We start from the raw sequence: 13418 nt of genomic DNA, 5'->3' as shown, positions 1-13418 counted from the left end.
TCTATTATAATGTCTATTCATTTTACCAAATAGAGTGCTTTCCTTCGACCTTTTGCCCTAATGTGGAAAAACCGCGAAGTTCGTCCAATCTCTTCACTCTCCTATCGAATATCCTGTCACTATCAATAGAGAAAGGATGATACCATGAGCGAAAATCGTCATGAAAATGAAGAAAACCAAAAGCGCAATGTATCAGTTGCTAAAGTTGAAAACAGCGGCAATGCAAAAGTCGTAGTCAACGTGAATACAGATCAGGATCAGGCACAGGCACAGTCTCAAGACGGAGAAGAGTAATGAACGAGAATATCATTCCTATCAACAGACATACTCAAGAGATGCCTAACAATGGATCTATGATCGAAAACAGCGGCAACTCAGAGGTCCATATCGATATCCACATTGATACAATGCCGATCGCCTTTGCCATTTTATGCTCTGCATTAGCCGCAAAGCAGATGTCAAAAGAGGAATTCGACACAGCCTATACTCGTTTACAAGAGATGAACAGGGAACATAACAGCAATACATCTGTAAAACAAATCATCAATCAGGAGATCGAAGAGTAAGAAACCGCGGCCCCCGGCCAGCGGTTTTTCTCCTGCATACAAAAAGGACGCGACTGAAAACCAGCCACGTCCTTTTTTATGAAAGAATTAACCGAATGAACCTTAATTAATCGTGAATAATACAGCTATAATTTTTGATTAGATTTCACCAATAAACAGAAATATGGTTAATTCATGCATTGGTTACTTCTGTACAATTTGAATAAGATTACCGCAAGTATCGTCGAAGACAGCTATTGTGACTTGGCCCATTTTTGTCGGTTCCATAGTAAAGTTCACGCCTTTTTCCATTAATCGTTTGTACTCTTTTTGAATATCTGCAACGCCAAACATTGTTGCTGGGAAGCCTTCGGAGAATATCTTCTTTTGATACTCCTTGGCGGCAGGATGTTCATTCGGTTCAAGTAAAAGCTCGGTTCCGTCTTGATCATCTTGAGAAACAAGCGTTATCCACCTGAATTTCCCCATGGGAACGTCCTCCTTTTTTACAAACCCCAGTTTTTCTGTATAAAACTCCAGTGCCTTGTCTTGATCTTGTACGAATATACTGGTCACAATGATTTTCATACTGTTTTTGCCTCCTTTGATTATTTATGACGCACGGTACTGTGCTAACAGTCTGGCTGCCAGCAAAACAACCCGCACATTTGTCAGACATCCTTTTCCGATTTTATAAAATTACTCTATCCATCCTTTCAGCAAATTTTTAAGTGGTTCGTTGTTGAATATAAGTACTCGATATTTTCCCTTTCGTTTTGACTTTACGAGCCCTGCATCTTCCAGTACAGAAAGATGTTTAGCTATCGCCTGCCGCGTAATGGAAAGGCCGTGCTTCGTAATGAGACGTATCGTAAGTTCATACAACGTCAGCTCGTTGCGTTCGGATAGTTCATCTAATATAAGCCGCCGAGTCGAATCGCCGAGTGCTTTGAATATAGTGTCTTTGTCCCAATTCATATATTGAGTATAAGCAACTATATGGTTGCATGTCAAGAATAAGCAACTGTATGGTTGCGTGATATAGGAACTGAATCATGCAGCCGTTAAAGTCACATAATAGTAGTTTGAACCTTATAGAAAAGATTACTTGTGCAAGCAGGATATATTGCCCCGATTGAAATTATTAAAAAGGACAAAAGAGACGGCATAATGTGTCATTATCACAACAAGAACAGGCTTTTGACAAAAAAGAAAAAGCAAAAACTGCGTGAACCTGGCGCAAGTCTGAAATATGTATCTAATCGACTAGGACATAAAAGCATCAACACAACAGCGGATACTTATTTTGATATCACTAAAAAAATAAAAGGAGGCGAACTTCAAAAGTTCGCCTCCTACACACGAAATCGGCAGGCCGACAATTTTAAAATTTATAATAATCCCTTAAACCCTTGATAAACCAAGGTGTTTTCATCATTAACCAATAGAACCTTCCATCTCGAACTTGATTAAACGGTTCATTTCAACTGCGTATTCCATCGGAAGCTCTTTTGTGAATGGCTCGATGAAGCCCATTACGATCATTTCAGTTGCTTCTTCTTCGGAAATACCGCGGCTCATCAAGTAGAAGAGCTGCTCTTCAGATACTTTAGACACTTTCGCTTCGTGCTCCAATGAAATGTTATCATTTAAGATTTCATTGTAAGGAATTGTGTCTGACGTTGATTTGTTATCCATAATGAGCGTATCGCACTCGATGTTAGAACGGGCGCCTTCCGCTTTGCGTCCGAAGTGGACGATTCCGCGGTACGTTACTTTTCCGCCTTGTTTTGAAATCGACTTTGATACGATTGTGGATGATGTGTTTGGTGCAAGGTGAATCATTTTCGCACCCGCATCCTGATGCTGGCCTTTACCCGCAAGAGCGATAGAAAGCGTCATACCCCGCGCGCCTTCGCCTTTTAGGATACAAGCCGGATATTTCATTGTCAGTTTAGAACCGATGTTGCCGTCGATCCATTCCATTGTTGCGTTTTCTTCACAGATCGTACGCTTCGTTACAAGGTTGTAAACGTTGTTCGCCCAGTTTTGGATCGTTGTATAACGGCAGTAGCCGCCTTTTTTCACGATGATCTCAACAACCGCACTGTGAAGAGAGTTTGTTGTGTAAACAGGCGCAGTACAGCCTTCAACATAATGAACGCTTGCTTCTTCGTCAACGATGATCAGCGTACGCTCGAACTGACCCATGTTTTCAGAGTTGATACGGAAGTAAGCTTGAAGCGGTGTTTCAACCTTCACGCCTTTAGGAACGTAGATGAAAGATCCGCCTGACCAAACAGCTGAGTTAAGCGCCGCAAACTTGTTATCAGTCGGCGGGATCACTTTTGCCCAGTGCTCACGGAAAATATCTTCATTTTCTTTCAGCGCGCTGTCAGTGTCTTTAAAGACGATGCCTTGCGCTTCAAGATCTTCTTTCATGTTGTGGTATACAACCTCAGATTCGTACTGAGCAGAAACACCCGCAAGGTATTTTTGTTCAGCTTCTGGAATACCGAGCTTGTCGAATGTTTGCTTAATTTCGTCAGGAACTTCATCCCAAGAACGCTCTGAACGCTCAGACGGTTTTACGTAGTACGTAATTTCGTCAAAGTTCAGTGAGTTTAAATCTCCGCCCCATTGAGGCATCGGCATGTTGTAGAAATGCTCAAGTGATTTCAAGCGGAAATCAAGCATCCATTGAGGCTCTTCTTTCATGCGAGAAATTTCTTCTACGATTTCTTTTGTCAATCCGCGCTCTGAACGGAAAATGGAAACGTCCTTGTCGTGAAAACCATACTTGTATTCACCAATATCAGGCATTTTTTTAGCCATCCATTTTCACTCCAATCCTTTTAATTGCCGCCTTCTTCTTTTGCGACTCCTTTTTCAAGTGCTTTCCATGACAGGGTTGCACATTTGATACGGGCCGGGAATTTTGAAACGCCTTGAAGGGCTTCAATATCCCCGAGATCTATAGAATCATCATATTCTTTCCCTTGCATCATATCCGAGAAAATCTTAGACATGGAAAGGGCTGTTTCAATATCTTTCCCTTTAATCGCCTGAGTCATCATCGAAGCGGATGCCATTGAAATGGAACAACCTTCCCCTTCAAATTTCGCATCTTCCACGATGTCTCCGTCAAGCTTCATTGTCAGTCTGATTCGGTCGCCGCATGTCGGATTGTTCATATCCACGACGATGCTGTCATTCAAAACCCCTTTGTTGCGCGGGTTTTTGTAATGATCCATAATCACCTGTCTGTACAATGTATCTAAATTTGCATTAAAAGACATTTGTAAAATACTCCTTTGTCTTTTGAAGAGCTTCCACAAGCTTATCAATCTCTTCCTCTGTATTATACAGATAAAAGCTTGCTCTTGCAGTAGCAGTTACATCCAGCCATTTCATCAGCGGCTGCGCACAATGATGGCCGGCTCTGACTGCAATTCCCTCCGCATCAAGTACAGTCGCCACATCGTGCGGATGAACATCATCAAGGTTAAATGTAACAAGCCCGGCACGCTCTTCAGGTCCGTAAACCGTCACGCCGTCAAGCTGGCGGAAGCGTTCAAGCGCATAAGCTGCAAGCTTGTGTTCGTGGCGGGAAATCTCATCAAGACCGATTTCTTCGAGAAAATCAATGGCGGCACCGAGGCCGATTGCTCCTGCAATAATCGGCGTACCCGCTTCGAATTTCCACGGAAGCTCTTTCCAAGTTGATTCATAAAGCCCGACAAAGTCGATCATTTCACCGCCGAATTCGGCAGGCTCCATGTTTTCCAGCAGGGCTTTCTTTCCGTACAGCACACCAATACCGGTAGGGCCGCACATTTTATGGGAAGAAAGCGCAAAGAAGTCGCAATCGAGATCCTGCACGTCAATTTTCATGTGAGGCGTGCTTTGCGCACCGTCCACCACAATAACAGCCCCATTGTCATGAGCGATTTTCGCCATTTCTTTAATCGGGTTGATCGTGCCGAGGACGTTAGATACATGAGACACTGCAACAATTTTTGTGTTGCTTGTGACCGTTTCTCTGACGTCTTCTAAAGAAATCGTTCCGTCTTCCTGCAGCGGAATATATTTTAATGTGGCGCCAGTCGCTTTTACAGCCTGCTGCCACGGAATGATATTCGCATGATGCTCCATATAGGTGATGACCACTTCATCACCCGGTTTCAGGTTGGCGCGCGCATAGCTTAACGCCACCATATTCAGTGATGTGGTCGTGCCTTTTGTGAAAATAATCTCAGCCATTGACTTCGCGTTAATAAACTTGCGGACTTTTTCACGCGCACCTTCATAACCGTCTGTCGCTCTGGTTCCAAGTGTATGGACGCCCCGGTGAACATTGGAATTGTATTGGTTATAATACTTATCCAGTGTTTCAATGACAGCACGCGGCTTCTGGGAAGTCGCCGCGCTGTCGAGATAAACGAGATCATGTCCGTTCACTTGCTGATGAAGGATCGGGAACTGTTCACGAATATCTGTGATATTCATTACTTCACTTTCCTTTCGATAACAGAAACTAATTGTTTCTTAACGCCTTCAATCGGAAGTTCATTTACTACCGGTGCAAGGAATCCGTAGATGACTAAGCGTTCTGCTTCTTCTTTCGCAATACCGCGGCTCATCAGGTAGTAAAGCTGAATAGGGTCCACACGGCCGACAGATGCCGCATGTCCTGCAGTTACATCGTCTTCGTCAATTAAAAGAATAGGGTTTGCGTCTCCGCGTGCTTTTTCGCTGAGCATCAGCACACGTGATTCTTGCTCCGCATTCGCTTTAGAAGCGCCATGTTCGATTTTGCCGATCCCGTTAAAGATAGAAGAAGCGGAATCCTTCATCACACCGTGCTTCAAGATATATCCTTCTGAAGCTTTACCAAAATGAATGATTTGTGTTGTAAAGTTTTCTGTTTGCTCTCCTCTTCCGACAACAACCGTTTTCGTATCGCCGTATGTGCCGTCACCGTAAAGGTTTGTTGTGTTTTCGGAAATCGTGTCGCCGTCGTTCATCAGGCCGAGAGCCCACTCGATTTTGCTGTCGCGTCCGCGCGCAGCACCTCGGCGGTTAACATATGTTGTCACACCGCTAGACAGAGTATCCACCGCACCGTATGTCACGCTGGCATTATCACCTGTGATGACCTCACTGATAATATTGAACACAGCGTCTTTAGGGTTTACAGTGCTGATGTAGTTTTCAACATATGTTACAGAGCTGTGGTCTTCAGCCACAATCAGCACGTGGTTGAATAGAGCTGTATCGTTGCTTTCGTGGACATAAACAGCCTGAACCGGCGTCTCCACTTGAACATTTTTCGGAACATAAAGGAATGCTCCTCCGTTAACAAGAGCTGCGTGAAGTGCAGTTAATTTATGCTCGTCAACCTTCACGCCGTCCTTCATAAAGTATTTCTCCACCAAGTCGCTATGCTCGCGTGCGGCAGTCAGAATATCAGTGAAGATGACGCCTTTGTCTTTCAATTCTTGTGAAAGAGAAAGGTATGCCGGCGTCTGGTCACGCTGTACGTATAATGTTTTATCTTCGTTTTCAACATCGATCAGAGCTTTTACTTCATCAGTCAAATCTTCTAATGAAGAAAGCGGTTCGTTATCAACTGTATGCTTCGTGAAGTTCGTGAAGTTCCAGTTTGTGATTTTTGTTTTGTCAGGCTTCGGCATCGGCAGATCCTCAGCTTGTTCAAGAGCCTGTAAGCGCAGGTTTTTCAGCCAGGCAGGTTCTTGATGCTTTTCGGAAAAGCTTTTGAGATACTCCTGATCTACGGATAGTTTTGTACCTAGTGTCATATTAATCCCCCTAACGCTTACGCTTCTTGGCCTACAGTTTCGTCTTCAATGCCAAGTTCTTGTTTGATCCAGTCATAACCTTCTGCTTCAAGACGCTGTGCAAGTTCTGCACCGCCGGATTTTACAACGCGGCCTTGCATCATAACGTGAACAACATCCGGAGTGATGTAGTTTAACAGGCGCTGATAGTGAGTGATCATCAGGCAGCCGAAGTTTTCGCTGCGCATTTTGTTGATCCCTTTAGATACAACTTTCAGAGCATCAATATCAAGACCTGAGTCGATTTCATCAAGGATGGCGATTTTCGGTTCAATCATCATTAATTGAAGGATTTCGTTGCGTTTTTTCTCCCCGCCTGAGAAGCCTTCGTTAAGGTAACGCTGAGCCATTTCAGGGTCCATTTCAAGAAACTCCATGTTTTCGTCCATTTTGCGGATAAATTTCATAAGAGAAATTTCATCGCCTTCTTCTCTGCGCGCATTGATTGCTGAACGAAGGAAGTCGGCATTTGTCACACCGCTGATTTCACTTGGGTACTGCATCGCAAGGAATAAACCTGCCTGCGCACGCTCGTCCACTTCCATCTCCAGTACATCTTTGCCGTCAAGCGTGATGCTGCCTTTTGTTACTTCATATTTAGGATGCCCCATAATAGCAGCTGACAGAGTGGATTTACCAGTTCCGTTCGGTCCCATTACTGCGTGGAACTCTCCGCCTTTTATTTCAAGGTTTACACCCTTTAAGATCTCTTTCCCTTCGATTTCAACGTGAAGATCTTTGATCGTTAATGTTGAAGCAGCCATATCTATACCTCCAAAAATATATAATCATTATTCTCAATTTATTCTCATTCTAATTTTATAACAAATGAAAAGTAAATACAACTTTTTATCGTGTCTTGCACATTCCTCAAGTTTAACAAAGATCGGCACTTTATTAAAGCGATTGAAAAAGAAAAAGAGTGGATTCCCACCCTTTTTTAAAGATTGATTTTCTCAATAAGCTCCCGCAGAAATTCGCTTGCTTTTTTCATAATCAAGCTCTCTCTGCCGCTCTACTTTCATTCTTGTTTCCAGCCGGCGTCCGTATTCCTCGTATCCAATTCCGTGAGACAGCTGCATCGCTTTTTCCATTTCTGACGTATAATCGAGGTCCAGTCTGTCCTGGCTGCTGCAAATAATGAATCAATCCCTTCATATATTTGCTTCAATTGTATCAGCGCTGAGATGGATGCCGCAAAAAGGATATGGCTCGAAATAGCGGCAGATGAGACGAAAGCATCCTTTTAGATCAAATGAGAATGGTTTTTCGGAATATTCCTTCTCTTAATGAGTGGTGTTTCCGAATTCCTCTATGCACTGCTGGACGACTGTCACGCCTTGGCTTAGAGCCGCGCCGCCTCCAAATGCCGCTGCAACACTAACGGCTTCGAGAATGTTTTCTTCTGTCGCTCCCTCATCAAGACAGCCTTTTGTGTGATAGATCATGCAATATTCATCCTGGGCATTGATGGCGATTCCGAGGGCGATCAGCTGTTTTTCTCTTTCAGTCAGAGAATTGCCGGCAAAGCATTGTTCAGTAAACTCGTTAAACTTTCTTCCCATCAGCGGCATCTTTTGTTCAAATGTGCCTAAACCTAATTTATACTGTTTTAGCGCGTCCTGCATGCTTCCTCTGTCTTGATTCAAAGAAAATCCCTCCATCTGTTTAACATTCTTTTTTATTATGAACAGCTTTTAGGAAAATACCCGAAAAAAACCCCGGATTTCTCATCCGGGGTTGCAGTCTTATTCAGATACAGGAAGCACAGCTCCGTCGTATTTTTTGTCGATGAAGTCTTTGATCTCTTTAGAGTGAAGAACTTCCATCAGCGCTTTGATTTTTGCAGAATCTTCTTCGCCTTTTCTTACTGCGACGATGTTAGCGTATGGGTTGTTTTTCGTTGATTCTACTTCAATCGCGTCTTTTTTAGGATTTAATTTATTTTGGATCGCATAGTTTACATTGATGAAGACCGCGTCTCCTTCTTTGTTATCATATGCTTTTGCCGTTAATTCAGGCGCTACTTTTTTGAACTCAAGGTTTTTCGGGTTTTTCTTAATGTCTTTCAAAGTTGCGTCAACTGCTTCCACTTTAGAATCAAGTGTGATTAATCCTGCGTTTTCAAGCATTGCAAGCATACGGCCTTGTTCAGCAACGTTGTTTGTCAGGATAATTGTCGCACCGTCTGGAAGATCTTTTAATGATTTGTATTTTTTAGAGTAAATACCGAATGGCTCTAAGTGAACAGCACCGGCATTCACAAGTTTGTAATCTGTGTTTTCTTTCATTTCTTGCTCAAGGTAAGGAATGTGCTGGAAGTAGTTCGCATCCACTTCTTTATCAGATAAAGCTTTGTTGTACATCTTGTAATCACTAAGCACTTTCACTTTCAGCGTGTAGCCTTTTTCTTTCAGCAGTGGTTCAGCTTCTTTTAAAATTTCCGCATGCGGTGTTTTTGTTGCCGCAACGACAATTTCTTTCTTGCCGGATTCAGCGCCGTTATTCGAACCGCAGGCAGCCATAACTCCTGCAAATACAAGCAATAATGCACCCAAAAATAGCTTTTTCAATGTAAATCCTCCCTTATCGTTTGTCTATAATATTTGTTATGACATCACCGATGATTTGAATAATAAATACGATGATTAAAATAAACACAGTAGCAACGAAGGTAACATCAGTATTATTAGACTGATAGCCTTCTACGTACGCAAGGTTTCCAAGGCCTCCTGAACCGATGGCACCGGCAATTGCCGTTGAGCCGATCAATGCGATGGCCGTAACCGTAATACCAGAAATCAGAGCCGGCATCGACTCCGGAAGCAGCACTTTGAAAATAATTGTAGACGTTTTAGCGCCCATTGATTTAGCGGCTTCAATAACACCCTTATCCACCTCGCGAAGCGCGATTTCAGCAAGACGCGCGTAAAACGGTGCAGAGCCGATAACCAAGGCCGGCAATGCGGCATTTGGCCCTAAGATGGTGCCGACTAAAAACTTCGTAAACCCTAGCAATAAAATAATTAAAATGAGGAACGGAATCGATCTGAATATGTTGACAATGGCCGCAATTACAGAGTTGACTGCTTTATTCTGCCAAAGGCTCCCTTTGCTTGTCAGGAAGAGCAGCAAACCGAGGATCACCCCGATGACAAAGGCAAACAGTAAAGAGATCAGCGTCATATAAAGTGTTTCATATGTCGCGTTCCACAATTCAGTTAAATCAACGTTCGGGAAGTATTTTTCAAACATTCGTGATCACCTCTGCTTTCACCTGTTTGTCATTAATAAACCGGATCACGTTGTGTACTTCTTCCTCGTCTCCGTCAATGTGGATGAACAGTGAACCGTACGCCCCATCCTTCGTCTGCGAGATTTTCCCTTGCAGAATATTAACACTGATATTAAAGTTTCTAATCATCTCTGTAATCAGAGGCTGTTCAGCTGAATCGCCGACAAATGTGAGCTGAACCGTTTTTCCTGATGCTGTTTCATCAAGAAGGTGCTGAAGCGTTTCTTTCGTTTCTTCCGGTTCTGTCACCTGCTGAACAAATCGTTTTGTCATTTCTTCCTTCGGATTTTTGAAGACATCGAGAACTTCGCCTTCTTCAACAACCTTTCCGTTTTCCATGACAGCGACTCTGTTGCAGATTTTGCGGATCACATGCATTTCGTGTGTGATCAGCACAATCGTCAAACCGAGTCTTTCATTAATATCGGACAACAAATCCAAAATTGAATCTGTCGTCTGCGGATCTAATGCTGATGTCGCTTCATCACAAAGGAGTACCTTCGGATTGTTTGCAAGCGCTCTGGCGATCCCGACACGCTGCTTTTGCCCGCCGCTCAGCTGAGACGGGTAAGATTTTTCTTTTCCTTCTAAACCTACCAGTTTAATCAGTTCATTGGCGCGCTTGATCCGCTCGCTCTTTTTCACCCCGGCAATTTCTAAAGGAAACATGATATTATCTCTGACGGTCCGCGACCAAAGCAAATTGAAATGCTGGAAAATCATACTGATTTCATGGCGTGCTTTTCTTAAACCGCGTCCGTTTACTTCATTAATCTTGGTTCCCGCCACTTCCACGGTTCCTGAGGTTGGTTTCTCAAGGCCGTTCAGCAGACGGATTAAGGAACTTTTACCAGCTCCGCTATATCCTATAATTCCAAAAATCTCACCTTTTTTAATGGAAAGCGAGACATTTTGGACAGCATTGACATCTCCATGTTTCGACTTATAAACTTTTGAAACATTTTGAAGATTGATCAAAGCAATCACCTGCCTTAACACTATTCTAAGAAATCTTCCGGATTTTTCTGCAAAAGAAAAGCCTTTCTGCACACTTGAGCAGAAAGGCTTATAGAAAATGCCTTTCTCTCATCTTTCAAAGCTGAACGCTTCGTGTGAATTGGCACCATTTCAACAGCGTTGATGGTTGCCGGGCTTCATAGGGCACTTCCCTCCACCTCTCTTGATAAGAGAAATATATAGTCTTTTTCGTCCGGAAATTCTTAATGTAGAATAGCATGGCGAATGATTAAATGTCAATAAAATAAATGATGTCAACTTTTACTATTATAATAATTTCCTATTTTTTAATTTTTCAAAATCCTCTGAAAAAATCCATTTGTCAGCCAGAGAATGGCTTCTAGTTTTAACAGGGCTCTGAATGACCCCTTCACTTTTAGTCTTCCGCTCTGGATCAGGTGCTGAAGGGAAATGTCTCCGTGCAATAAATGAATGATTTCTGCTTGGTTTCCGTAAAAGGTCAGGTTGGACGTTTGGGGCGGAGAAATTTTTTTCATTTCTCCCTGTTCGTTTATTGAGACGGTTAAGGCTTCTGTTTCTCCTTGGAAGGTAATGAGCAATGTTGAAGCGTTCAAAAGGGGTTTTAAAAACAGATGCTGATACTCATCTTCTAAAACTTCCGCTTTCTCCATATGTACAACCTCCTATTTGTTGGTCATACATACACATTTCTCTTTCTGGCGCAAGAACCCCTTTATAAAACGAACGACAATTTCATTGAAATATGCTGAGAAATATGTCATAAATGGGATGCGGAAGATGATTTTTGTTTGATCAGCTCATATAAATAAGAAACGGAATGAAACGCATATCCTCTTTCGACCACTTTTCCGCCTTTGAACAGCAGAAAACAAGGGACACTTTCAATTTGATACGCTTTTGCGAATGTCGGAGAGTAATTGACATTGTTTTTATAGAAGGCGACATCGGGCAGCATTTCTTTCACCACTGTGAGCATTTTGCTTGCGAGCTGGCAGGTGCCGCAAAACGGAGTATATAAATATAGGAGATACACATCATCAGCAATGTGCTCAAGCTCGTGTTCTTGGAGTTCTTTCATGCTATACACCTCGGGACTTTCTTTCAAGAAAAATAGTATGGACATTCAAATTCGCGCGCAGCAATACAGCGGCGACATGGTGTCTGGGCGCAGCCGCCACTTCCTTATAGGCTCTGTCGATATGCAAATGGCAGGCTTCGTTAAATTCTCTTTTCAGCTGTTTTCTCAATTTCTCGCCTGATTCATCAGCATCAACTAATATGTAGACGTCTTTATCGTAAAGCTCGTCAGCCAATTCCTCAAGCTTCAGCTGGCTGATTGTTCCGTTTGTGCAGATAATGCGCACTGGTTCATTCAGGACGCTTTCGATTTTCTCTTTATCTGATTTCCCTTCGACAATCATAACCTTTTCCAGCTCTTCCATCTTCATCTTCTTCACCTGCCGCGTCAAATTTGAAACGTTCAGATTGTAAAAGAAGGCAGTGAAATTCACCGCCACATTAACACCAGCCGTTTTCGTAGTCACAATCCACATATTTTTCGTCGTTTCCCGAGACCACATCGGCTGTCTTATAAAATTTCTCATTTTCAAAGGAATAACCGGATTTTAGCTCATATTCATCCATGCTTGTCATTTGGCCGATCATCTCATTATCATGATATAACGAGAGCCGGCCATTTTGAAAGCGGCCTGTCACATCATTGGTAACATCGAGCTTTTGTTTGCTGAAAGCCATATTGGACACCTCCCATAACGTTAGCGTGTCCAATTGCCTTTACAGCTATCCTGTTTTAGTCTTCTTGTGTCATCTCTTCGTATTGCTCTGCTGTCATCAGTTTTTCAATTTCAGAAGCGTCAGACGGCTCAACGACGATCATCCATGCTTTTTCGTACGGAGATTCGTTAACGAATTCCGGACTGTCATCAAGATCTTCGTTTACTTCTACAACAGTTCCGTTAATCGGTGCATAAAGCTCAGATACCGTTTTAACAGATTCAACACTGCCGAATGGCTCGTCCGCTTTGATTTCAGCGCCAACTTCAGGAAGTTCGACAAACACGATGTCGCCTAGCTCGGACTGGGCAAAATGCGTAATCCCGATTCTGGCTTTTTCTCCTTCAACTTTTACCCACTCGTGTTCTCCTGAGTAACGCAAATCTTTAGGTATGCTCAATTGAATCCCTCCATTTTTTACAGCACTACAATAAGAAGATACCACACTTTTCGAAAAAAATTTACATTAAGCCCAGTTTTCTTCAAATTGCTCTTCTTTAAAACCAACTGTCACTTTTTCGCCGTCTGTTGTAAGCGGGCGTTTGATCAGCATTCCGTCTGAAGCCAGCAGTTCAAGCTGTTCATCCTCCGACATATGATACAGCTTTTCCTTGAGATTCAGCTCGCGGTATTTCATGCCGCTCGTGTTGAAAAATTTCTTGAGATCCAGCCCGCTTTTTTCATAAATCGCTTTTAGTTCTTCTTTGCTTGGAGGCTGCTCTGCAATATGTATTTCGTTTATTTCTTTCCCATGCTCTTCAAGCCATTTCTTTGCTTTGCGGCACGTTCCGCATTTAGGGTACCAGTAAAAAGTTAACGACATCTTCTTCCCCCTCAATAAAATAATCGAGGTTATTTTAACACAGTTTGTTTTAAAAACCTAAAACGGTGCTTCTTAAAAAAAGCTCCGCACATGCGGAGCTC

The 13418-nt window shown here is 42.8% G+C and carries 21 protein-coding genes and 1 riboswitch; of the genes, 3 read left to right on the top strand and 18 right to left on the bottom strand.

Annotation, left to right across the window (positions count from 1 at the left end):
- The first annotated feature begins 144 nt into the window (after positions 1-144).
- Both LWH95_RS01555 and LWH95_RS01550 read left to right on the top strand, forming a co-directional pair.
- A complete protein-coding gene (locus tag LWH95_RS01555; RefSeq protein WP_003240873.1) occupies positions 145-294 on the top strand; it encodes a hypothetical protein in 150 nt (49 codons plus the stop codon).
- A complete protein-coding gene (locus tag LWH95_RS01550) occupies positions 294-566 on the top strand; it encodes a hypothetical protein (protein WP_003222817.1) in 273 nt (90 codons plus the stop codon). Before LWH95_RS01555 ends, LWH95_RS01550 begins: the two co-directional genes overlap by 1 nt.
- Positions 567-749: 183 nt before the next feature.
- Here LWH95_RS01550 and LWH95_RS01545 read toward each other — a convergent pair whose 3' ends face one another.
- Positions 750-1133 carry a VOC family protein gene (locus LWH95_RS01545; RefSeq protein WP_019259411.1) on the bottom strand — a complete coding sequence of 128 codons (384 nt, stop codon included), beginning with the start codon at positions 1131-1133 and terminating at the stop codon, positions 750-752.
- A 111-nt stretch (positions 1134-1244) separates the two neighbouring features.
- A complete protein-coding gene (locus LWH95_RS01540; protein ID WP_060400058.1) occupies positions 1245-1523 on the bottom strand; it encodes an ArsR/SmtB family transcription factor in 279 nt (92 codons plus the stop codon).
- Positions 1524-1655: 132 nt separating this feature from the next.
- On the opposite strand from LWH95_RS01540, the gene LWH95_RS01535 reads away from it, so the two are divergent.
- On the top strand, positions 1656-1961 hold the full coding sequence (locus LWH95_RS01535) for a hypothetical protein (RefSeq protein ID WP_232918813.1): 306 nt from the start codon (positions 1656-1658) through the stop codon (positions 1959-1961).
- A 21-nt stretch (positions 1962-1982) separates the two neighbouring features.
- Here LWH95_RS01535 and sufB read toward each other — a convergent pair whose 3' ends face one another.
- The 16 genes from sufB to LWH95_RS01455 form a co-directional block, all read right to left on the bottom strand.
- Complete coding sequence (gene sufB, locus LWH95_RS01530; protein ID WP_003240854.1) at positions 1983-3380, bottom strand: Fe-S cluster assembly protein SufB; 1398 nt, start codon at positions 3378-3380, stop codon at positions 1983-1985.
- Positions 3381-3400: 20 nt separating this feature from the next.
- Complete coding sequence (sufU, locus tag LWH95_RS01525; RefSeq protein ID WP_003222809.1) at positions 3401-3844, bottom strand: Fe-S cluster assembly sulfur transfer protein SufU; 444 nt, start codon at positions 3842-3844, stop codon at positions 3401-3403.
- The gene (sufS, locus tag LWH95_RS01520; protein WP_003240852.1) at positions 3834-5054 is read right to left on the bottom strand and encodes a cysteine desulfurase SufS; all 1221 of its coding nucleotides are present in this window, start codon (positions 5052-5054) and stop codon (positions 3834-3836) included. The genes sufU and sufS overlap by 11 nt, the downstream gene beginning before the upstream one ends.
- Positions 5054-6367 carry a Fe-S cluster assembly protein SufD gene (sufD, locus tag LWH95_RS01515; protein WP_232918812.1) on the bottom strand — a complete coding sequence of 438 codons (1314 nt, stop codon included), beginning with the start codon at positions 6365-6367 and terminating at the stop codon, positions 5054-5056. The genes sufS and sufD overlap by 1 nt, the downstream gene beginning before the upstream one ends.
- Positions 6368-6384: 17 nt before the next feature.
- On the bottom strand, positions 6385-7170 hold the full coding sequence (sufC, locus tag LWH95_RS01510) for a Fe-S cluster assembly ATPase SufC (protein ID WP_003151872.1): 786 nt from the start codon (positions 7168-7170) through the stop codon (positions 6385-6387).
- 192 nt (positions 7171-7362) lie between these two features.
- Positions 7363-7500, bottom strand: coding sequence for a hypothetical protein (locus LWH95_RS01505; protein WP_003228600.1), 138 nt, complete (start codon positions 7498-7500; stop codon positions 7363-7365).
- A gap of 192 nt (positions 7501-7692) precedes the next feature.
- Positions 7693-8070, bottom strand: a complete 378-nt coding sequence (locus tag LWH95_RS01500; protein ID WP_003222796.1) for a carboxymuconolactone decarboxylase family protein — start codon at positions 8068-8070, stop codon at positions 7693-7695.
- A gap of 84 nt (positions 8071-8154) precedes the next feature.
- A complete protein-coding gene (gene metQ / locus LWH95_RS01495; protein ID WP_003240839.1) occupies positions 8155-8979 on the bottom strand; it encodes a methionine ABC transporter substrate-binding lipoprotein MetQ in 825 nt (274 codons plus the stop codon).
- 13 nt (positions 8980-8992) lie between these two features.
- Positions 8993-9661, bottom strand: coding sequence for a methionine ABC transporter permease MetP (metP, locus tag LWH95_RS01490; protein ID WP_003240837.1), 669 nt, complete (start codon positions 9659-9661; stop codon positions 8993-8995).
- On the bottom strand, positions 9654-10679 hold the full coding sequence (gene metN, locus LWH95_RS01485) for a methionine ABC transporter ATP-binding protein MetN (RefSeq protein ID WP_003240833.1): 1026 nt from the start codon (positions 10677-10679) through the stop codon (positions 9654-9656). The genes metP and metN overlap by 8 nt, the downstream gene beginning before the upstream one ends.
- Before the next feature lie 105 nt (positions 10680-10784).
- A riboswitch (SAM riboswitch) is annotated at positions 10785-10891 on the bottom strand.
- Positions 10892-11005: 114 nt separating this feature from the next.
- Positions 11006-11350: an SCP2 sterol-binding domain-containing protein gene (locus tag LWH95_RS01480; RefSeq protein WP_003240831.1), complete on the bottom strand. Its 345-nt coding sequence runs from the start codon at positions 11348-11350 to the stop codon at positions 11006-11008.
- A gap of 107 nt (positions 11351-11457) precedes the next feature.
- Positions 11458-11778 (bottom strand): thioredoxin family protein, encoded by a 321-nt coding sequence (locus LWH95_RS01475; RefSeq protein ID WP_003222787.1) that lies wholly within the window; start codon positions 11776-11778, stop codon positions 11458-11460.
- Between the two features lies 1 nt (position 11779).
- On the bottom strand, positions 11780-12142 hold the full coding sequence (locus LWH95_RS01470; RefSeq protein WP_029316901.1) for a toprim domain-containing protein: 363 nt from the start codon (positions 12140-12142) through the stop codon (positions 11780-11782).
- Positions 12143-12218: 76 nt separating this feature from the next.
- Entirely contained in the window at positions 12219-12455 is a 237-nt protein-coding gene (locus tag LWH95_RS01465) for a YusG family protein (protein WP_003240826.1), read from the bottom strand.
- Between the two features lie 55 nt (positions 12456-12510).
- Positions 12511-12894 (bottom strand): glycine cleavage system protein GcvH, encoded by a 384-nt coding sequence (gene gcvH / locus LWH95_RS01460; protein ID WP_003222781.1) that lies wholly within the window; start codon positions 12892-12894, stop codon positions 12511-12513.
- 66 nt (positions 12895-12960) lie between these two features.
- Positions 12961-13317, bottom strand: a complete 357-nt coding sequence (locus tag LWH95_RS01455) for an arsenate reductase family protein (RefSeq protein WP_003240824.1) — start codon at positions 13315-13317, stop codon at positions 12961-12963.
- Positions 13318-13418 lie beyond the last annotated feature (101 nt).

This window comes from Bacillus sp. G16 (assembly GCF_021282335.1).
Lineage (GTDB): Bacteria > Bacillota > Bacilli > Bacillales > Bacillaceae > Bacillus > Bacillus inaquosorum.
Note: the sequence above shows the minus strand (reverse complement) of the source record. Positions and strands in the feature narration are given on the sequence as shown.

Bases quoted from the DNA above. Each gene is read 5' to 3' on its own strand.
- LWH95_RS01555 (WP_003240873.1), top strand. From the start codon at position 145: ATGAGCGAAAATCGTCATGAAAATGAAGAAAACCAAAAGCGCAATGTA.
- LWH95_RS01550 (WP_003222817.1), top strand. From the start codon at position 294: ATGAACGAGAATATCATTCCTATCAACAGACATACTCAAGAGATGCCT.
- LWH95_RS01545 (WP_019259411.1), bottom strand. From the start codon at position 1,133: ATGAAAATCATTGTGACCAGTATATTCGTACAAGATCAAGACAAGGCA.
- LWH95_RS01540 (WP_060400058.1), bottom strand. From the start codon at position 1,523: ATGAATTGGGACAAAGACACTATATTCAAAGCACTCGGCGATTCGACT.
- sufB (WP_003240854.1), bottom strand. From the start codon at position 3,380: ATGGCTAAAAAAATGCCTGATATTGGTGAATACAAGTATGGTTTTCAC.
- sufU (WP_003222809.1), bottom strand. From the start codon at position 3,844: ATGTCTTTTAATGCAAATTTAGATACATTGTACAGACAGGTGATTATG.
- sufS (WP_003240852.1), bottom strand. From the start codon at position 5,054: ATGAATATCACAGATATTCGTGAACAGTTCCCGATCCTTCATCAGCAA.
- sufD (WP_232918812.1), bottom strand. From the start codon at position 6,367: ATGACACTAGGTACAAAACTATCCGTAGATCAGGAGTATCTCAAAAGC.
- sufC (WP_003151872.1), bottom strand. From the start codon at position 7,170: ATGGCTGCTTCAACATTAACGATCAAAGATCTTCACGTTGAAATCGAA.
- LWH95_RS01505 (WP_003228600.1), bottom strand. From the start codon at position 7,500: ATGGAAAAAGCGATGCAGCTGTCTCACGGAATTGGATACGAGGAATAC.
- LWH95_RS01500 (WP_003222796.1), bottom strand. From the start codon at position 8,070: ATGGAGGGATTTTCTTTGAATCAAGACAGAGGAAGCATGCAGGACGCG.
- metP (WP_003240837.1), bottom strand. From the start codon at position 9,661: ATGTTTGAAAAATACTTCCCGAACGTTGATTTAACTGAATTGTGGAAC.
- LWH95_RS01480 (WP_003240831.1), bottom strand. From the start codon at position 11,350: ATGGAGAAAGCGGAAGTTTTAGAAGATGAGTATCAGCATCTGTTTTTA.
- LWH95_RS01475 (WP_003222787.1), bottom strand. From the start codon at position 11,778: ATGAAAGAACTCCAAGAACACGAGCTTGAGCACATTGCTGATGATGTG.
- LWH95_RS01470 (WP_029316901.1), bottom strand. From the start codon at position 12,142: ATGGAAGAGCTGGAAAAGGTTATGATTGTCGAAGGGAAATCAGATAAA.
- LWH95_RS01465 (WP_003240826.1), bottom strand. From the start codon at position 12,455: ATGGCTTTCAGCAAACAAAAGCTCGATGTTACCAATGATGTGACAGGC.
- LWH95_RS01455 (WP_003240824.1), bottom strand. From the start codon at position 13,317: ATGTCGTTAACTTTTTACTGGTACCCTAAATGCGGAACGTGCCGCAAA.